The organism is Streptomyces tateyamensis (genome assembly GCF_003205575.1).
GTDB classification, from domain to species: domain Bacteria; phylum Actinomycetota; class Actinomycetes; order Streptomycetales; family Streptomycetaceae; genus Kitasatospora; species Kitasatospora tateyamensis.
Map to the genome: position 1 here is coordinate 1 of NZ_PYBW01000005.1, position 18,899 is coordinate 18,899.

Annotated in this window: 16 protein-coding genes; 8 read left to right on the forward strand and 8 right to left on the reverse strand. The window is 73.3% G+C overall.

The window, feature by feature from the left end; translation table 11 throughout:
- On the reverse strand, positions 1-952 hold a 952-nt coding region (locus tag C7C46_RS00690; RefSeq protein WP_220040530.1), incomplete at its 3' end, for a MerR family transcriptional regulator.
- A gap of 145 nt (positions 953-1,097) precedes the next feature.
- Here C7C46_RS00690 and C7C46_RS00695 point away from each other — a divergent pair.
- Positions 1,098-1,781 carry a hypothetical protein gene (locus tag C7C46_RS00695; protein ID WP_146258944.1) on the forward strand — a complete coding sequence of 228 codons (684 nt, stop codon included), beginning with the start codon at positions 1,098-1,100 and terminating at the stop codon, positions 1,779-1,781.
- Between the two features lie 138 nt (positions 1,782-1,919).
- Here C7C46_RS00695 and C7C46_RS00700 read toward each other — a convergent pair whose 3' ends face one another.
- The gene (locus C7C46_RS00700) at positions 1,920-2,840 is read right to left on the reverse strand and encodes a LysR family transcriptional regulator (RefSeq protein ID WP_110664555.1); all 921 of its coding nucleotides are present in this window, start codon (positions 2,838-2,840) and stop codon (positions 1,920-1,922) included.
- A gap of 106 nt (positions 2,841-2,946) precedes the next feature.
- Between C7C46_RS00700 and C7C46_RS00705 the strand changes: the two genes are divergently transcribed.
- The 5 genes from C7C46_RS00705 to C7C46_RS34655 all read left to right on the forward strand — a co-directional run bounded on the left by C7C46_RS00705 (position 2,947) and on the right by C7C46_RS34655 (position 8,959).
- Positions 2,947-3,990, forward strand: a complete 1,044-nt coding sequence (locus C7C46_RS00705) for a zinc-dependent alcohol dehydrogenase family protein (RefSeq protein ID WP_110664556.1) — start codon at positions 2,947-2,949, stop codon at positions 3,988-3,990.
- Positions 3,991-4,258: 268 nt separating this feature from the next.
- Positions 4,259-6,913, forward strand: coding sequence for a rifamycin-inactivating phosphotransferase (gene rph / locus C7C46_RS00710; protein WP_110664659.1), 2,655 nt, complete (start codon positions 4,259-4,261; stop codon positions 6,911-6,913).
- Positions 6,914-7,130: 217 nt separating this feature from the next.
- Positions 7,131-7,781, forward strand: coding sequence for a hypothetical protein (locus tag C7C46_RS00715; RefSeq protein ID WP_110664557.1), 651 nt, complete (start codon positions 7,131-7,133; stop codon positions 7,779-7,781).
- Positions 7,768-8,463: a class F sortase gene (locus C7C46_RS00720; RefSeq protein ID WP_245983953.1), complete on the forward strand. Its 696-nt coding sequence runs from the start codon at positions 7,768-7,770 to the stop codon at positions 8,461-8,463. The genes C7C46_RS00715 and C7C46_RS00720 overlap by 14 nt, the downstream gene beginning before the upstream one ends.
- A gap of 325 nt (positions 8,464-8,788) precedes the next feature.
- Entirely contained in the window at positions 8,789-8,959 is a 171-nt protein-coding gene (locus C7C46_RS34655) for a hypothetical protein (protein WP_181442120.1), read from the forward strand.
- Positions 8,960-9,099: 140 nt separating this feature from the next.
- Here the strand turns inward: C7C46_RS34655 and C7C46_RS00725 are convergent, their stop codons facing one another.
- The 6 genes from C7C46_RS00725 to C7C46_RS00750 form a co-directional block, all read right to left on the reverse strand.
- A complete protein-coding gene (locus C7C46_RS00725; protein WP_110664558.1) occupies positions 9,100-10,893 on the reverse strand; it encodes an IucA/IucC family protein in 1,794 nt (597 codons plus the stop codon).
- Positions 10,890-11,471, reverse strand: coding sequence for a GNAT family N-acetyltransferase (locus tag C7C46_RS00730; protein WP_110664559.1), 582 nt, complete (start codon positions 11,469-11,471; stop codon positions 10,890-10,892). Before C7C46_RS00730 ends, C7C46_RS00725 begins: the two co-directional genes overlap by 4 nt.
- Positions 11,468-12,760, reverse strand: coding sequence for a lysine N(6)-hydroxylase/L-ornithine N(5)-oxygenase family protein (locus C7C46_RS00735; RefSeq protein WP_110664560.1), 1,293 nt, complete (start codon positions 12,758-12,760; stop codon positions 11,468-11,470). Before C7C46_RS00735 ends, C7C46_RS00730 begins: the two co-directional genes overlap by 4 nt.
- 28 nt (positions 12,761-12,788) lie before the next feature.
- On the reverse strand, positions 12,789-14,306 hold the full coding sequence (locus tag C7C46_RS00740; protein WP_110664561.1) for a pyridoxal phosphate-dependent decarboxylase family protein: 1,518 nt from the start codon (positions 14,304-14,306) through the stop codon (positions 12,789-12,791).
- Positions 14,307-14,486: 180 nt separating this feature from the next.
- The gene (locus tag C7C46_RS00745) at positions 14,487-15,398 is read right to left on the reverse strand and encodes a siderophore-interacting protein (protein ID WP_110664562.1); all 912 of its coding nucleotides are present in this window, start codon (positions 15,396-15,398) and stop codon (positions 14,487-14,489) included.
- Between the two features lie 17 nt (positions 15,399-15,415).
- Entirely contained in the window at positions 15,416-16,471 is a 1,056-nt protein-coding gene (locus C7C46_RS00750) for an ABC transporter substrate-binding protein (protein WP_110664563.1), read from the reverse strand.
- 242 nt (positions 16,472-16,713) lie between these two features.
- Here C7C46_RS00750 and C7C46_RS00755 point away from each other — a divergent pair, with 242 nt between their 5' ends.
- Together C7C46_RS00755 and C7C46_RS00760 are read left to right on the forward strand one after the other, a co-directional pair.
- Entirely contained in the window at positions 16,714-17,781 is a 1,068-nt protein-coding gene (locus C7C46_RS00755) for a FecCD family ABC transporter permease (protein ID WP_110664661.1), read from the forward strand.
- A 56-nt stretch (positions 17,782-17,837) separates the two neighbouring features.
- The gene (locus tag C7C46_RS00760; protein ID WP_220040534.1) at positions 17,838-18,899 is read left to right on the forward strand and encodes a FecCD family ABC transporter permease; all 1,062 of its coding nucleotides are present in this window, start codon (positions 17,838-17,840) and stop codon (positions 18,897-18,899) included.

Consider the following 18,899-nt stretch of genomic DNA (forward strand, 5'->3'; position numbering starts at 1 on the left):
GCGAAGAACAAGGGATGGCGCGACGCACCGGCTCCTCCAGGTACGCCTCGGGGCGGCGCCAGTAGGCCTCGAAGAAGCCGTCGGCGCAGTCCCACGGGACCAGGACCGGCTCCGCGCGGGCCCCGATCGCCCCGGCGAGGTCGGCCAGTGACGGCCAGTCGGCGAGGACGTCGGCGAACTCCGGCAGGTAGTCGCGGGTGAGCCAGAACCGGTCGAGCCAGCCGGGCGAACCGGCGTCGTAGGTGAGCACCACCACCCGGCGGGCCACCCGCCGCAGTTCGCGCAGGCCGGCCACCGGGTCGGGCCAGTGGTGGACGGTGCTGACCGCCATCGCCGCGTCGAAGGACTGGTCCGCGAACGGCAGGCTCTCCGCGCCGGCGGCCACGCACGGCGCCGCACCCGGCGGGCGCTGCGCCCGCATCACCGCCGACGGCTCCACTGCCGTGACCTCACGGTCCGTCGGCTCGTAGGAACCCGTGCCGGCGCCGACGTTCAGCACTGTCCGGGCATCCCCCAGCTCCTCCCAGAGCCGGGCGGCGATCCGCGGCTCGGTGCGCCGCGTCGCCGGGTAGGCGGATCCGATGGCCTCGTACAACTGCGCGCCGAACACCTTGAGTTGCTCCTCCGGCGTCGTCCTGATCCCCATCGCCCGTGCCTCCAGTTCCCGGTCGATGGCCGCCACCATGGCGGCCGCTCGGTCGCGCTGCTCCGACAGCAGTCCGCGCAGCCGGTACAGGTGCGCGAGGGCGTCGGCGGTCGGGTCGTCCACCAGGTCCGCGATCTCGCGCAGCCCGAAGCCCAGCCGCCGGTACCCGAGCACCTCGCGCAGCCGTTCCACGTCGCCCGCGGCGTAGGCCCGGTACCCGGCCCCGGTCCGCGCGGACGGTTGGACAAGGCCGATCTCGTCGTAGTGGTGCAGCGTGCGCACGCTCACTCCGGCCAACTCGGCCACGCGTCCCACAGTCAGGTGTTCTTCCACGCCTCTGACAATGCGGCATGACGTTGCGTGAGGGTCAACCGGTAAGGCCCACCGCCAAGCCGCGTGGTATCGTCGACCCCCTCGCCGGTGGGCCGGATGAGGTCCCCCGCAGGTGATCGTGACCACACCTTCCCAGCAGTTGCAGAACGCCCTTGACGCGCTCGACGCCGCCTTCGCGCCGCTCTCCGAGTCCCCGATCGCCGTCGGCGGCTGCGGGTACTGCTACGCCGACGCCGACCTCGAAGCGCTCGCCGGCCCTGCCTGCCTGGTGCCGGAGAAGCTGATCGCCTCCGTCGCCGTCGAATCGATCGACCACTGGGACCAGTTCGCCGCCCTGTACCGACGGTTGACTCCGCAGATCGTCCGCCTGCTGGTCACGGGGCGGCTGCACGTCGACCACGGGCTCGTCGCCTCCCGGCTGCTCGCAGCCGGCTGGCGGGACTGGCCGGCCCCGGAGCAGCAGGCGCTGGAGCGCGTCTGGGAGGCCTGGTGGCGGTCGACCCTGCACGAGCACCCGGGCACCGGCCAGGTCACCGAGGTGCTGGAAGCCGTCTCCGTCAGCACCGGAAGCCTCTCGCCGTGGCTGGCCGTCTGGGCCGACACCCGCACCGAGGCGGCGGACCAGCACCTCGGTGCGGCGCTCGACCAGTGGCTGACGGGGCGGGAGCTCCCGGAGCTCCGGTTCGGCTTCTACGACGAACTGCTGGTCGGGACCGATCTGGTGGGCTGGCTGCTCACCCTGGACGAAGGCCGGATCGGCGCCGCCCAACTCTTCGAAATCGAACGCGTCGCGTACAGCTGACGCCCCGACACGGCGTCAAAATTCCGTTGCCCGTCCCCACGCCCCTGCCGCAGAGGCCCCCGCTTCGCTGTGCCGGTTCGACTCCGGCCTCGCCCACCCCGCGTATCCGTGTATCCGCCAGGGCTGACGCCCGGTCCGTCAGGTTCCGCTCGTCGCGCCGACCAGCTCCGCCGCCGCGAGGCCGGCGGCGATGGCGGGCTGGTGGGCCGTTCCCTGGCGGAATGCCACCTCGATGGTCCGGGCGAGCCTGCGGTCCGTCACCGGGCGCACCGTCATCCCCGGTGGGAGGCGGTCCGGGGTCGCGGCCAGGCTGGAGATCAGGACGGTGTGCCCGCCACTGGCGGCGAGGGCGACCATGGCGGCGAAGTCGGTGCAGGTGTGCCGCACCTGCGGGGTGAAGCCCGCCGAGCGGCAGGCCTGCAGCACGGCGTCCCCGCAGTTGGTCTGCGGCGGGGCGGTGATCCAGGGGGTGTCGGCGAGCTCCCGCAGGTCGATCGGGGCGCCGGCGCCGTCGGCCGCCGGGTGGTCGTCCCGCAGCACCGCGACCAGCGGGTCGGTGCGCAGGGTGCGGGTCTCGATGCCGGAGTCCGGCGGGGTGGCCAGATTCGTGTACCGGTAGACCAGCGCGAGGTCCACCCGGCGCTGCTGGAGCAGCCGCACCGCGGCCTCGGGCTCCGCCTCGGTGATGTGCAGCCGCAGACCGGGGTGGGCGCCTTCCAACGCCTCGCCGAGTGGGACGGCCATCGCCGCCAGTGCGCTCGGGAAGCAGGCCAGGCGCAGCGGGCCGGCCGGCTCCCCGGCGCCGGACCGCAGCCGACTCTGCGCGTCCTCCAGCGCCGCGAGCACCTGCTCGGTGTCCGCGGCCAGCCGGTGCCCGGCCGCGGTGAGATAAACGGAGCGGCCGGCCCGCTCCAGCAGCCGGGTGCCGGTCTCCTCCTCCAGCAGCCGCAGCTGCTGCGAGACGGCGGAGGGGGTGACCCGGTGCAGTTCGGCCACGGCGGTCACCGTGCCGTGGGCGTCCAGGTCGCGGAGGAGAACGAGCCGTCGAACATCGAGCATTAGTTCAGCTTAACGACATGCTGTAGGAGATGTAGCTGGACGCGAGCCCGGGCCCGGAGCACCCTTGGCTGCCTGACCCCCGTCCTCGAACAGCAGGAGTGCCCCCGTGCGCGCCACCGTGATCCACGGCCCCCACGACATCCGGATCGAGGAGGTGCCCGACCCGGCCGTCCGCCGGTCCACCGACGCGGTGGTGCGGGTGGTCAACGCCTGCATCTGCGGCAGTGACCTGTGGGCCTACCGCGGGGTCGCCGCCCGGGTCCCGGGGCAGCGGATCGGCCACGAGTTCCTCGGCATCGTCGAGGCGGTCGGCTCGCAGGTGACCGGCTTCACGCCCGGCGACTTCGTCCTGGCCCCGTTCGTCTGGTCGGACGGCACCTGCGAGTACTGCCGCGACGGCCTGCACACCTCCTGCCCTGAGGGTGGCTTCTGGGGCCAGGTCGGCTCCGACGGCGGCCAGGGCGAGGCGGTCCGGGTGCCGTTCGCCGACGGCACCCTGGTGAAGCTGCCCGAGGAGACGGCCGGCGAGGAGAAGCTGCTGCCCAGCCTGCTGGCACTGTCCGACGTGATGAGCACCGGCCACCACGCGGCGCTGGCCGCCCGGGTGCGCACCGGTGCCACGGTCGCGGTGGTCGGCGACGGCGCGGTGGGCCTGTGCGGGGTGCTGGCCGCGCGGCGGCTGGGCGCCGGGCGCATCATCGCGCTCGGCCGGCACCAGGACCGCACCGCGATCGCCCGCGAGTTCGGCGCCACCGACGTGGTCGCCGAGCGCGGCGAGGCGGCCGTCGAGGCGGTGCGCGAGCTGACCGGCGGTCAGGGAGCGCACGCCGTGCTGGAGGCGGTCGGCACCGAGGAGTCGATGCGCACCGCCATCGCGATCACCCGCGACGGCGGCGCGGTCGGCTACGTCGGCGTGCCGCACGGCGGCAGCGCCGGGGTGGACATCAGCCAGATGTTCAACCGCAACGTCGCGCTGGCCGGCGGCGTCGCCCCCGCCCGCGCCTACATACCCGAGCTGCTGCCCGACGTGCTCTCCGGCGCCATCGAGCCCGGTCGGGTCTTCGACCGCACCGTCGACCTGGCCGGCGTCCCGGACGGCTACCGCGCGATGGACGACCGCTCGGCGCTCAAGGTCCGCATCGCCTTCTGACGCTGCTGCGGGGTGGGACGAGTTCGGCACGGGCCTCGCCGGTCCGAAGGACGTCGGGCCCTGCGCACCGCGCACGCAACCCCCCGCCACTACCAAGCTATAGCCGAGCCGGGGGCTTGCCACAAGCCCCCGGTCACCGCGCAGAATCGTGCGCCGATGCCACCACCTGCGGCAACGGGGCGCCGGACCTCCGTGTGTCGTCGACGCGCGAGGGGCCTGGTGGCGTCGAATCACAGCAGGCGCAAGCGGGGATGAGGACGTGATCGCGGTGACCGAGCAGGACGTGGTGGACCTCCGGGAGGTCGACAGGACGTGGGGCGCTCTCGTCGGTGGGAAAGGCGCGCACCTGGGTGAGCTGGCGCGGATCGAGGGCGTGCGGGTGCCGCCCGGCTTCTGCGTGACGACGGATGCCTTCCAACGGGTGGTCGCCGCCGTGCCGGCGCTCGAGGAGCAGCTCGACCGACTCGCGCGGGTGGATCCGGACGACCGGGCGGCCGTCCGCACGCTGAGCGCGCAGCTCCGGGCGACCGTCGAAGCGGTCGCGCTCCCGGCGGACCTCACGGCGGCGATCACCCGAGCACTCACCCGGCAGGGCGCGGAGGGTGCCTACGCCGTCCGGTCGAGCGCGACGGCCGAGGACCTGCCGACGGCCTCCTTCGCGGGGCAGCAGGACACCTACCTGAACATCATGGGGCCGGCGGAGATCCTGCGGCACGTCAGCCAATGCTGGGCCTCGCTCTTCACCGAGCGGGCCGTGACGTACCGTCAGCAGCACGGCATCGACCACCGTGCGGTCCGGATGGCGGTGGTCGTGCAGCGGATGGCCGTCCCGGACGCGGCCGGCGTCCTGTTCACGGCCGACCCCGTCACGGGCAACCGGAAGGTCGCCACCGTGGAGGCCGGCTTCGGTCTGGGCGAGGCCCTGGTCTCGGGCCTGGTGACGCCCGACGTCTTCACGGTGCGCGACGGCGAGGTGGTCGCCAGGACGGTCGCCGCGAAGCAGCATGCCGTCCAGCCGCTGCCCGGCGGCGGCACCCGGGCGGTGGCGGTCGAGGCGCAGCGGCAGCAGCAGCCGGCGTTGACGGACGCTCAGGTGTTGCGGCTCGTGCGCCTCGGGCGGCGGATCGAGGCGCACTTCGGCCGCCCGCAGGACATCGAGTGGTGCCTGGGCGGCGACGAGTTCCAGATCGTGCAGAGCAGGCCGATCACGACGCTGTTCCCCGTGCCCGAGAGCGGCGACCAGGAGAACCACGTCTACGTCTCGGTGGGCCACGCCCAGATGATGACCGACCCCATGAAGCCGCTGGGGATCTCGATGTGGCAGCTGACGGCCATGGCGCCGATGCACACGGCCGGCGGGCGGCTGTTCGTCGACGTCACCGGGCGGCTCGCCTCGCCGGCGGGCCGCGGTGCGCTGCTGGACCTGATGGGCAGGGGCGATCCGCTGGTGCGGGACGCGCTGGAGACCGTCCTCGCCCGCGAGGGCTTTGTCACGCCGGCTCCCGACCCCAGCCCTGCCGAACCGGCCGCCCCCGAGTCGGACCCCGCCCAGCCGGCCGCCCCCGAGGTGGACCCGGCCGAGCTGGACCCGGCCGTCATCACCGAGCTGGTCGGGCGCAGCCGGGCCTCCATCGACGCCCTGGAGCGCGAGATCCGGACCAAGAGCGGTCCGGCGCTGTTCGAGTTCCTGCTGGAGGCCTTCGAGGAGCACAAGCGCGTCCTCACCGATCCGCCGAACCTTCAGGCGATCATGGCCGCGATGGAGGCCGCCTGGTGGCTCAACGACAAGCTGCTGGAGTGGCTGGGCGAGAAGAACGCCGCCGACACGCTGACCCTTTCCGCCCCCGGCAACATCACCTCGGAGATGGGCCTGGCGCTGCTCGACGTCGCGGACGCGGTCCGCCCGCACCCGGAGGTGGTCTCGTTCCTCCAGCGCGTAGCCGACCAGGACATGCCGGACGGGGGCCTGCCGGACGGGGGCTTCCTGGACGAGTTGCCGAAGCTCCCGGGCGGCAGCGAGGCGCACGCCGCGATCCAGACCTACCTCGACCGGTACGGCATGCGTTGCGTCGGCGAGATCGACATCACCAGGCCGCGGTGGCGCGAGCGCCCCGGCACGCTCGTACCGCTGATCCTGGACCACGTCAGGAACATCGAACCGGGCGCCGCCGCCCGCCGCTTCGAGCAGGGGCGGCAGAAGGCGCAGCAGAAGGAGGCGGAGGTCCTGCACCGCCTGCGGGCCCTGCCGGACGGCGAACGGAAGGCCGCCCGGACCAAGCGGATGATCGACCAGGTCCGTGCCTTCATCGGCTACCGGGAGTACCCGAAGTACGCGATCATCAGCCGCTACTTCGTCTACAAGCGGGCCCTGCTGGCCGAGGCGGAGCGCCTCGTCCGTGCCGGCGTGCTGGGCGACCGGGAGGACGCCTTCTACCTGACCTTCCAGGAGTTCCACCAGGCCGTACGCTCCCAGCGGGTGGACGACCGGCTGGTCCGGCAGCGCGAGGAGGCGTTCCGCTCGTACCACGCGCTCACGCCGCCCCGGGTGCTCACCTCGGAGGGCGAGGCCCTGTCCGGCGCGTACCGGCGCGACGACGTGCCGCAGGGCGCGCTGGTCGGCCTGCCGGTGTCGGCCGGAATGGTCGAGGGCCGGGCCCGCGTCGTCCTCGACCTGGCCCGGGCCGAGCTGGCGGCGGGCGACATCCTGGTCACCACCTTCACGGACCCCAGCTGGTCGCCCCTGTTCGTCGGCATCGCGGGCCTGGTGACGGAGGTCGGCGGCCTGATGACCCACGGCGCGGTGATCGCCCGCGAGTACGGCCTGCCGGCCGTCGTCGCGGTACCGCAGGCCACCCGGCTGATCCGGGACGGGCAGCGGATCCGCGTCCACGGGAGCGACGGGTACGTGGAGATCCTGGCCTGATCCGGAGCGGCTGGACCGCGTGAGCGCGGCCCGGGCGACGGGACGTCATACCCGGTCGACTTTCGGTGCGTTGGGCGACGGCTCGGACTCGACCGTACGGGGGAAGCCTGCACCCCCGTACGGCGAGCCGGACCGGGGGCCGGGGGCCGCGGGGTGACGCTGCGGCGGTGCCCGGCATTCGCCGGACAATCAGTTCGTCCCACCACGGAGTGTCCTCATGAGCGAACTGCACGGGCAACGCCGCGTAGCCCGGCGCGCAGGCGCCTTCGGTACGGCCGTCGCCGCCACGGCGGCCCTCGCCTGGCTACCGTCCCCCGCCTTCGCCGCCCCCGGCGACAACGGGGATGTGAAGATCCACAAGACCACCGAATCCCAGGGCGACACCAGGAACGAGCCCAAGGTCTGCGGCTTCTACCTGGACGCCTTCAACTTCGACACCCTCACCCTGGTGACCTGGACCATCCACCAGCAACCGCCGACCGGCACCGCCCAGGTGCTGGCCGGCGACGTGGTGCTGGCCAGCGGGGCCGGCCGCACTGCGGACCTGTCGCTGCCGGACGGGCACTACAAGCTGGAGTGGACCTTCGCCGGCGAGCACGGCAACGCCAAACAGAAGGTCTTCGACGTCGACTGCCAGACACCGACCGGCACTCCCACGCCGACTCCCACCTCGGGCGGACCGGGCGGACCCGGCGGATCGGGCCAGGAACCCGGGAGCGCCCCCGTCGGCTCGGTGGCGACCGGCACCGGCGGCTCTGTCCGGGGCCTGAACGCCGCTCAGCTCGTGGGCGGCGGCGCCTTGATCGCCGCCTCCGGCTGGCTGGCGCTCCGTGCCCGCCGACGTGCGCGGCGCAATGACGTCGGCTGACCAATCGCCCCACCGCAGCGGCGCCGGCCGGCTGATGGCCGGCGCCGCGGCGGCGGCGTTCCTGTGCGGCAGTTGGCTTCTGCACGAAGGCGCCACCACCTCCTCCCCGCCGCAGCCCGACCGGGCTGCCGCCGCCGACGCCGCAGGCACGCTCGCTCCGTCCGCCCCGTCCGCCCCGGGCTCGCCCGCCGCCTCCGCCTCCCACACCACGACCGGGCCCGCGCTGCCGCCCTCGCCGCCGGTCCGGCTGCGCATCCCCGCGATCCGGGTCGACGCCCGGGTGACGGGGCTGGGTCTGGACAGCCACGGGGAACTCACCACTCCACCCACCGGCCAGCACGACCTGACCGGGTGGTACCGCGAAGGCACTGCCCCGGGCGCCTTCGGCACCGCCGTGATCATCGGCCACGTCGACGACCAGAAAGGCCCGAGCGTCTTCTACCTGCTCGGGAAGCTGCACCCCGGGCAGACCCTCACCGTCACCCGCCAGGACAACCGGACCGCCGTCTTCACCGTCGACGCCGTCCGCACCTTCCCCAAGGCCGGTTTCCCCTCCCACTCGGTCTACGACGCCACCGGCCGCGCCGAACTGCGCCTCGTCACCTGCGGCGGACACTACGACCACCGCAACGGCTACCAGGCCAACACCGTGGTCTTCGCCCACCTGACGGGCAGTAAGTAGGACCTGTGGCGCCCAGGGGCTGGGCCACCAGGTCCGCACCACCGGCGGCGAGCTGCGCCCCGACCTGAACGGCACCACCTCCGAGTCGGCCTGGCCCCCTCTCCGAGGTCCACGCCCTGCGCCGCTGCTCGCTCGTCGACACCGGCCTCGCCCTGGCCCATTCCCCCCTCCCCCGCCATCGGCCACGTCCGGCCCACCGCGGACGGCGGCCTGGTGCAGCACCGGTGCCGGCGGCGCTTGGTCCAAATGGCCGGTTCGAGAAGACCGGCCCGGACCGGGGTGCGTTCATGGACTTACGGCATGAACCACACCACGAGGAGCACTCATGGGTATTTCGGACCAGTTCAAGGACAAGGCCAACGAGCTCTCGGAGCAGGCGAAGTCGGCGATGAGGAACCAGGGCGGCAAGACGGAGGAAGCCGAGCAGAAGGCCAGGGAGAAGGCCGAAGAAATGATGCCGGGCGGGCACGAGGACGAGACGCAGCAGGACGGCTAGTCGTCCTGACTGCGGCTTGCCCTGCCTGGGCCCCGCGCGCGTGCGGGGCCCAGGTAGGCCGCGCCCAGGATCAACCAGCGAGCAGAAAGCGGCACTTGGATGCCACGTCCGCCCCCGCCGCGCCTCGACCGTCTGAGCAGTCACCGCCGCCGCGGCGCGTGCGCCGCGATCGGGTTGACCAGTTCGCCCACCAGCTGGAGCGCCGCGGCCGGGTCCCCGAGGTCCACCATCTGCTGGTTGTTGCGCAGTTGGAGCCGGTTGAGGCAGGAGAGCGGGAACGTCCCGGCGAACGGGTCGAAGCGCTCGAACTTCGCTGCCAGCTCGGGTACTTGGTCCTGGTAGTCGGCGACCACCTCGGCGACGGTGCGCCAGAAGTCGTCCTCGGGCAGCGTGCCGGCCTCGTCCAGGGTGGCCGCGAGGTAGCGGAAGAAGCAGTCGAAGACGTCGGTGAAGACGGACAGCAGCTTCAGGTGGTCGGGGATGTCCGCCCGCACCCGCCGGACCGGCTCGGGCAGCTCCGCCTGCGGGTCCATCACCACGATCTCCTCGGCGATGTCCTTGAAGATCGCCCGCCGCACGGTGCCGGACTCGTCCAGCACCAGGATGACGTTCTCACCGTGCGGCATGAAGGCCAGGTCGTGGGCGTAGAAGCTGTGCAGCAGCGGGGTCAGGTAGGCGTCCAGGTAGCGGCGCAGCCAGGCTTCGGGGGCCAGCCCGGACTGCTGCACCAGCGCGGCGGCCAGCGAGCCGCCCCAGCGGTCGGTGTGCAGCAGCGCGGCCATGGTGGCCAGCCGCTCGCCAGGAGCGAGCGAGGGCACCGGGCTCTCCCGCCAGAGCGCGGCCAGCATCCTGCGGTACGGCGAGTACCGGTCGGTGGCGGCCTCGAACTGGCGGTGCCGGTAGCCGATGGCGGCGTGTTCACGAATGACCGTCAGGCCGGTGCCGCGCAACACCGGGTCCTGCTCGATCAGTTCGGCCAGCCAGTCGTTGATCGCCGGGGCGGCTTCCATGTAGGCGGCGGACAGACCCCGCATGAAGCCCATGTTCAGCACCGAGATGGCGGTCTTGACGTAGTGCCGGGTCGGGTCGCTGGTGTTGAAGAAGGTCCGGATCGACTGCTGCGCGAGGTACTCGTCCGTGCCTTCGCCGAGCAGCACCAGACGGCGGGCGGCCAACTCCCCGGCGAAGGTGACGGAGAGCTTGTTCTCCCACTGCCAGGGGTGGACCGGCAGCAGGTGGTAGTCGGCCGGATCGAGGCCGAGGCCGGTGAGCACCGCGGCGAACCGGTCCCGCTCGGCCTGGCTCAACTCCGCTGCCAGGTGCCGCTCGTAGTCGGTGTCCGCGCCGCAGGTGAAGACCGAGTGGGCGCGGTGCGCCGCCAGCCAGACCAGACGCAGCGGATGCGCCGCCTCGGGGGCGTAGCGGTGGTACTCCTCCCCGTCGAAGCCGATCCGGCCGTTGTTGGCGACGAAGCCCGGGTGGCCCTCCGTCATGCCGGTCTCGATCGCCTGGAACCCGGCCCGGGCCAGCTCGGCGGCGGTCGGCTCGGGGCGGGCCAGCTTGTAGGCCGACCCGGCCAGGGTGGAGGTGATCTCCTCCAGGTAGACCGGCAGCACCTGGTCGGACAGGCCGAGGGTGGTGCGCAGCTCGAGCAGGAAGTCGACGGCGTCCAGCGGCAGTTCCTCCGCACCCCGGTGGCGGGTGATCGAGTCGGCGGCCACCTGCCAGTGGTCGAGCCGGAGCAGTCGGGCGGCGAAACGGTACTCCACGGTGCCGTCGTCGGACCGCACCCGGTACCGGCCGTCGCCCAACTCCTCGGGCGCGAGCAGGCGTTCGTGGCTGAACTCGGCCAGTGCCTTGCGGACCAGCCGGCGGTTGGCCGCGGCCCAGGTGTCCGGACGCAGGTGGGCGAGGTGGTGGTCGGTGGGGGTCATCCGCGGGCTCCGGTGGTGGCGGCGAGGAACTGTTCGCGGGTGCAGAAGCTGAGCAGCGCCTCCTTCTCGGGCTTGCTGATCGGGCCGGCCGGCACGAAGCCCACGGCGGCGTTGAGCGCGTGCACGGCCGTGTTGCGCAGGTCCGGCTCGACCACCACCCGGCGGGCGGCTGGGTCGTCGAGCACGAAGGCGACCACGGTGGTGATGACGGCCAGGGTGAAGCCGTGCACCGGCCGCGCGGCGGCCGGGCAGAGGAAGTGCATCCCGACATCGCCCGGCTGCGCGGGGTACAGGCCCACCAGCTCGGCGCGGGCCGGGTCGTATCGCTCCAGCAGGAAGGCGGGTTCGCCCTGCCACAGGCCGAGGAAGGCCTCGTGGTGGGGGTGTTCGGCGACCCGGCGGTACGCGGCGGTCACCTCGTCGACCGAGAGTCCCTGCATCATCCAGAAGGCGGCCTTGGGGTGGGTCACCCAGGCGTGCAGCACGGCCGCGTCGGTGTTCAGGTCGAGCGGGCGGACGGCGAACTCGCCGAGTGCCGGATCGGTGCGGGTGTACAGCGTGGCGGCGGCGGTGCTCATGCGACCAGCCCCTCGGGGGCACCGAACTCCTGGAAGGCGATGGACTTCTCGACCGGGTAGACCTCACGGCCGGTCAGCTCGCGCAGGATCCAGGAGTTGCGGTACGGGCCCATGCCGAGGTCGGGCGAGGTGATGCTGTGGGTGTGGGTGGCGCCGTTCTGCAGGAAGATCCCCCGGCCGGTGGTGTCGATGCTGTAGTTGCGGGCCACGTCGAAGCGACCGCGGCTGTCGTGCCGGATCCGGTCGAGCACCGGGGCCAGGAAGGCCGGGGTGCGGTACCTGTAGCCGGTGGCCAGCACCAGCCCCTCGGTCTCCAGGGTGAACTCGCGCTGTTGCTCGGCGTGGTGCAGGCCCAGGGTGTAGCGTCCGGCGGCCTCGTCCCAGGCGGCCGTCCGCACCGCGGTGTGGGTGAAGAGCCGGGTGGGCACCGGTCCGCCGACGCTCTTCTGGTAGAGCAGGTCGTAGATGCCGTTGATCAGGTCGGCGTCGATGCCCTTGAACAGGCTCTTCTGCTCGGCCTCCAGGCGGTAGCGGGTCTCCTGCGGCAGGGCGTGGAAGTAGTCCACGTACTCGGGGGAGGTCAGCTCCAGGGTGAGCTTGGTGTACTCCAGCGGGAAGAACCGCGGTGAGCGGGTCACCCAGTTGAGCTTGTAGCCGTGCACCTCGGTCTCGGCCAGCAGGTCGTAGTAGATCTCGGCGGCGCTCTGGCCGCTGCCGACCACGGTGATGCTCCGCTTGCGCTGCAGCGCCGCCTTGGCCGCGAGGTAGCCGGAGTTGTGCACCAGGTCGCCGCCCAGGCCCTGGCAGGCCTCGGGCAGGTGCGGCGGGGTGCCGGTGCCGAGCACCAGGTGGCGGGCGCGGTAACTGGCGCTGCCCGTCGCGGTGGTGGCCGTGACGGTGTACAGACCCTCGCTCTCGTCGTACTCGACCAGGGTGACCCGGTGGCCGAACCGCACCGAGCCGAGCTTGCCGGCGGCCCAGCGGCAGTAGGCGTTGTACTCGGCGCGGACCGGGTAGAACTGCTCCCGGATGTAGAACGGGTAGAGCCGCCCGCTCTCCTTCAGGTAGCTGAGGAAGGAGTACGGCGAGGTCGGGTCGGCCAGCGTCACCAGGTCGGCCAGGAACGGCGTCTGCAGGGTGGCGAAGTCCAGCAGCATGCCGGGGTGCCAGTCGAACTGGGGCTTCTCCTCCAGGAAGACGCCGTCCAGGTCGTCCAGCGGGGCGGTCAGGCAGGCCAGGCCCAGGTTGTAGGGGCCGAGCCCGATGGCGATGAAGTCATGAGTGGACACGGGGTTCTCCAGTGCGGGTGTCGGAGGCTCAGGCGGCAGCGGGCGCGGCCAGGCGGCCGGCGGCGTGCCCCGCGAGCAGGTCGAGCACCTGCTCGATGTCGTCCAACGTGGTCTCGGGATTGAGCAGGGTGAACTTGAGGTAGTGCCGACCGTCCACCTTGGTGCCCGCCACCACGGCCGCGCCGGAGGCGGCCAGCGCCTCGCGGGCGTGCAGGTTGGCGCGGTCGAGCTGCTCGCCGTCGGGCGCGCCAACCGGGCGGTACCGGAAGACCACGGTGGACAGCTGCGAGCGGGTGACCACCTCGAAGCGCGGGTCGGTGCTCAGCAGGTCGTGGGCGGCGGCGGCCCGGTCGACCACCTCGTCGAAGAGGCTGCCGAGGGCGTCCGCTCCCATGATGCGCAGGGTCAGCCAGAGCTTGAGGGCGTCGAAGCGGCGGGTGGTCTGGATCGACTTGTCGACCTGGTTGGGGATCCGCTGCTCGACCGTACGGGCCGGATTGAGGTAGTCGGCGTGGTAGGTCGCGTGCCGCAGCACCGCGCTGTCGCTGACCACCAGGGCGCTCGAACTGACCGGCTGGAAGAAGGACTTGTGGTAGTCCACGGTGACCGAGTCGGCCCGCTCGATGCCGTCCAGCAGGTGCCGGCGGGTCGGCGAGACCAGCAGGCCGCAGCCGTAGGCGGCGTCCACGTGCAGCCGGACCCCGGCCTGCTCGCACAGGTCGGCGACCACCGGCAGCGGGTCGATGGTGCCGAAGTCGGTGGTCCCGGCGGTGGCCACCACGGCCATCACCGGCAGGCCCGCGGCCCGGCAGCGGTCCAGCTCGCGGGCCAGCGCCGCGGTGTCCATCCGGCGGTCGGTGCCGGTGGGGACCGAGATCACCGCGTCCGGGCTCAGTCCGAGCATCTTGGCGGACTTCTGCACGCTGAAGTGCCCGGCCCGGGAGGCGAGCACGCGCAGCCGGGGCAGCAGGGCCGTCCGGTCCTCGACCGAGGCGGCGCGGGTCAGGGCCTCCTCGCGGGCCAGCAGCAGCGCCTGGAAGTTGGACTGGCTGCCGCCGCTGGTGAACACGCCGTCGGCGTCCACCCCGAAGCCGATCCGCCCCGCCGTCCAGTCGATCAGCCGGCGCTCGATCAGCGTGCCGCCCGCACTCTGGTCCCAGGTGTCCAGCGAGGAGTTGACGGCGGTCAGCACGGCCTCGCCGAGCAACGCCGGGATCACCACGGGGCAGTTGAGATGGGCCAGGTAGCGCGGGTGGTGAAAGTAGACCGCGTCGCGCAGGTAGACGCCCTCCAACTCGTCCAGCGCGGCGGCCGGGTCCTCCAGCGGCCGGTCCAGGTCGATGTCGACGATCTCCGGGGCCAGCTGCTGGGGGGAGATCCCGCTGAACGGGCGGTCGGTGCGGGCGATCCGGTCGCTGACCCGCTCGACCCCGGCGGCCAGCGCCTCCCGATAGGAGGCGAGCGTGCGGTCGTTGAAGAGGTGCTGTCGCGCGCGCACCGCGCTGCCGGCCGGGCGGGTCTGGACCGCAGGTACTTGGGAGCTCATCAATTCAGTCCTCAACGGTCACGTGGGCACGGAGGGAGGCAGGAAACTGGCGTCGAACGATCGAGAGGCGATCAGTTCCGCTCAACTTAGGTAAGCCTATCCTAACTGACCGGTAACGCGAAGGCCCGCCCCCGCGTACGGGGGCGGGCCTTGAGGCGTCCAGAACGAACTGACGAACAGTCAAGAAGACGAAGACGCGAGCTTTTCCGCGCGCAACTGCTCCTCGGAGGCGCCGCGGCGCCAGTAGCCGGAGAACTCCACCCGGCGGCGGTCCACCCCGCGCTCCCCGACCAGGTGTCGGCGCAGCCCCCGGACGGTGGCGGACTCCCCCGCCAGCCACACGTACGGCGTGCCGGCGGGCAGGTCGGCCGTGCGCACCGCCCCGGCCAGCGGGCTCCCGGCCGCGCCCGGTTCCCGGACCAGCCAGGTGATCGCGACCTCCGCGCGGCTCGGCAGGTCCAGGATGTCGTGCGGGTGCGGTACCTCGATCCAGGCCCGGACCGCCGTCCCGGCCGGGAGCCAGTCCAGGATGCCCCCGAGCGCGGGCAGCGCGGTCTCGTCGGCGGCCAGCAGCACCCAGTCGGTGTCGGCGGGCGGGCGGAAGCCGACGCTGCGGTTGTCCGCCACGGCCGGGCCGAGCAGCACCACCCGGTCCCCCGGCGCGGCGCCGGCCGCCCACCGGGAGGCCGGACCTGACTGGCCGGCGGAAGCAGCCGGACCGTCAGGGTCGATGCCGTGCAGCGCGAAGTCCACGTCCACCTCGTCCGGGCCCCGGCGCCGGTCGCGCACCGTGTAGGAGCGCAGCACCGCCCGCTCCTCCTCCGGCAGCGCCCGCCATGCCCCGTACCAGCCCGCGCCGGTGCGGTCCGGCAGCAGCGGGGCCTGCTGCCCCGGGTGCGGCAGGAAGAGCGAGAAGCTCTGGTCCCGCCCGCCGGAGGCGAGTCCCGCCAACTGCTCGCCGCCGAAGGTGATCCGGGTCAGCGTCGGACCGAGCCGGCGGGCGCGCAGCACGTGCGCGTCGAAGAAGCGGAACTGCCCGGAGACCAGACCCGGGTCCTCGGCCGGGCCGGGCACGGTGCCACCGGATCCCATGTCGTGGGCCACCGCGATCAGCCGGCCTTCCTGGCGGACCGGATGTCCTTGGCCAGCCGCTCCAGCAGTGGAGCCGCGCCGGCATAGGAGAACCGCGGCACCGAGCTCCACGGGGTGATCTGACCGGCCTTCACGGCCGGCAGTTGTCCCCAGGCGGGCTTGGCCGCGAGGTCCTTGGGCTGCAGCGAGGTGCTGCGGTCGTCCAGCAGCAGCAGGTCGGCCCGGTACTTGCCGGCGTTCTCCCAGCTGAGGCCCTCGTAGTAGCCGCCGGCGTCCGGCTTGTCCGGCACCACCAGGTCCACGCCGAGCTGGGCGAAGTACATCAGGTCGGTGCTGACCTGCGGGTTGCAGGCGTAGAACAGGTCGGCGCTGCCGGAGCAGGCCAGCACCCTGATACCGCCCGCGGCCTTGGCGGCCTGGCGCATGCTCTCGGCCGCGGCCTCGAAGCGGGCCTTGGCGTCGGTGACCTTCTTGGCGCCCGGGTCGGCGCCGAGCGACTCGGCGAGCTTGGCGTAGTGCTCGATCGGCTGGGTCATCGGTACCCGGGCCACCGTGATCGCGGCGACGTTCGGGTTGACCTTGAGGATCTTGTCCTTGCTCTCGTCCGGCAGGTACCAGTAGGCGCCCGGGTCGTACATGTGGGTGACCAGCAGGTCGGGCTGCAGGGCCGCGTACTTCTCGATGTTGAACTCGCCCCAGGCGTTGCCCAGGATCTCGACCTTGTCCACGGCCAGCTCGCCGGCCTGCGGGTCGGGCTTGCCGTCGGCGGTCTTGGTCTCGCCGAAGACGCCGACGATCTGCCGGTCCACGCCGAAGTCGACCAGGGCGGCGGCGGTACCGGTGAAGGCGACCACGCGCCTGGGGGTGCCCGGGAGGGAGAACGTCCTGGGCTGGTCGTCGGTGAAGGTCCAGGGGCCGTTCTTCGGTGCGGCCTTGGGCGAGCCGGCCGCGTCCGCGGCGTCCTTGGCGCCGCCGCTCCCGCAGGCGGCCAGCAGGGCGCCGAGCGCGGTCGCGCCACCGGCGGCGAGCATGCCGCGGCGGGTGAGCCGACGGGCGGTTTCGGGGTGCGTCACGGTGTCTCTCACAGGTGCTCAGGAAAGCCGGGCGGCTTCTCAGGAAGGCCAGGTGGCACGGCGGCCCCGGCCCGAGCGGAACGACCGGGCAGGACGACAGGGCGGGGGCATCGCCGAGCGGAACTTAGGTTAACGTAACCTAAGTTTCTGTCCAGAGCGCAGGCCGGCTCGCAAAGCCCGCCCGCACCGAGCCCGGAGCCGCCGCCGTGTCCGACACCCAGTCATCAGCTCCGCCCGGGCGGGTGGTCGACGCCGCAGGGGTCCCCGGCGCACCGGTCCCGGACCCGGCCGGCCCACGCCCCGGCCCCCGCGCCATCCTGCGCGCCCCGGGCCTGCGGGCCGGCGGTCTGCTGGCGGCGGTCCTGTTGCTGGCCGCCGTCGCGGTCGCCGGCCTGGCGGTCGGTGCCAAGCCGCTGCCCCCCGGTCAGGCCTGGCACGGCCTGCTCGACCCGGACAGCGCCGAGTACACCGTCGTGCACGGGATGCGCCTGCCGCGCACCCTGCTCGGCCTGCTGGTCGGCGCCGGCCTGGGTCTGGCCGGCGCGGTGATGCAGGCGCTCACCCGCAATCCGCTGGCCGACCCGGGCCTGCTCGGCATCAACGCCGGCGCCTCCGCCGCCGTGGTGACGGCCAGTTCGCTGCTGGGCGTGGCCACCTTCGCCGGCTACGTCTGGTTCGCGCTCGCCGGGGCCGCCGCGGTGTCGGTCGCCGTGTACGCCGTCGGCGGCGGCCGGGCCGCCACCCCGGCCCGACTGGCCCTGGCCGGCTCGGCGCTCAACGCCACGCTGTACTCCTACGTCAGCGCGGTGATGCTGCTCGACACCACCTCGATGGACCGGATGCGGTTCTGGACCGTCGGCTCGCTGGCCGACGCCCGCCCGGCGACCGTGCTCAAGGTGCTGCCCTTCGTCGCGGCCGGCCTGCTGCTCGCCCTGCTGACGGCCCGCCCGCTCAACGCGCTGGCGCTGGGCGACGAGGCCGCCAAGGCGCTCGGCGCCCGCCCCGGCGCCGTGCGTGCCGCCGCCATCGTGGCCGTCACCCTGCTGTGCGGCGCGGCCACGGCGGCCTGCGGGCCCGTCGTCTTCGTCGGCCTGATGGTGCCGCACCTGGTCCGCGCCCTCACCGGCCCCGACCTGCGCTGGCTCTTCCCGTACTGCGCCGTGCTCGCCCCGGCCCTGTTCCTCGGCGCCGACGTGCTCGGCCGGCTGCTCGGCCGCCCCGGCGAGGTGCAGGTCGGCGTGGTCACGGCGGTGCTGGGCGGGCCGTTCTTCCTCTACTTCGCCAGGCGCGGAAAGGCGGCCCGCGCATGAGCACGATCCGCACCGCCCGCCGGCCCATGAGCACGATCCGCACCGCCCGCCGGCCCATGAGCACGATCCGCACCGCCCGCCCGGGCCTGACCACGGTCCGCATCACCGGCCTGGGCTGGTCCCTGCGCTTGCGCCCCCGCGCGCTGGCGGCCGGCCTCGGCTGCGCCCTGCTCGCCGTGCTGGCCGGCCTGCTCACCCTGGGCAGCGGCGACTACCCGCTCAGCCTCGGCGAGGTGGTCCGCGCGCTCACCGGCGGCGGCACTCCGGCCCAGGACTTCGTCGTCAACGAGCTGCGGCTGCCCCGGGTGGCCACCGCCCTGCTGGTCGGCGCCGCGCTGGCGCTGGCCGGGGCGCTGTTCCAGTCCCTGGTGCGCAACCCGCTCGGCAGCCCCGACATCCTCGGCTTCACCCAGGGCGCCGCCTGCGGCGCGCTGCTCGTGGTGGTGGCCGGGGGCAGCAGCCTGGCACTGGCCGGCGGCGCCGTGGCCGGCGGGGTGGCCACCGGTGCGGCCGTCTGCGCGCTGGCCTGGCGGCACGGGCTGCACAGCGGCCGGCTGGTCCTGGTCGGCATCGGCACCGCGGCGATCCTCACCGGCCTCAACGGCTACCTGCTCACCCGGGCCAGGCTGACGGACGCCGCGCGCGCCGTACTCTGGCTGACGGGCAGTCTGGACGGCCGGGGCTGGTCCGAGGCCCTGCCGCTGCTGGTGGCGCTCGCGGTGCTGGGCCCGCTGGTGCTGCTGGGCTGCGGCCGCGCGCTGCACCTGCTCGAACTCGGCGACGACACCGCGGCGGGGCTGGGCGTCCGGGTCGGGCCGCTGCGCCTGGTGCTGCTGGCCGCGGCGGTGCTGCTGGCCGCGCTCGCCGCGGCGGCGGCCGGCCCGGTCTCCTTCGTCGCCCTGACGGCCCCTCAGCTGGCCCGCCGGCTCACCCGCTCCCCCGGCCCCAACCTCGCCGTCGCCACCCTGGCCGGCGCCGCGCTGCTGGCCGCCGCCGACTTCGCGGCCCAGCGCCTGTTCACCGGCCACCAGCTGCCGGTCGGCGTGGTGACCGGCGTCCTCGGCGGCGGCTACCTGCTCCGGCTGCTGGCCGGTGAGCGCCGCGCGGGGCGGATATGA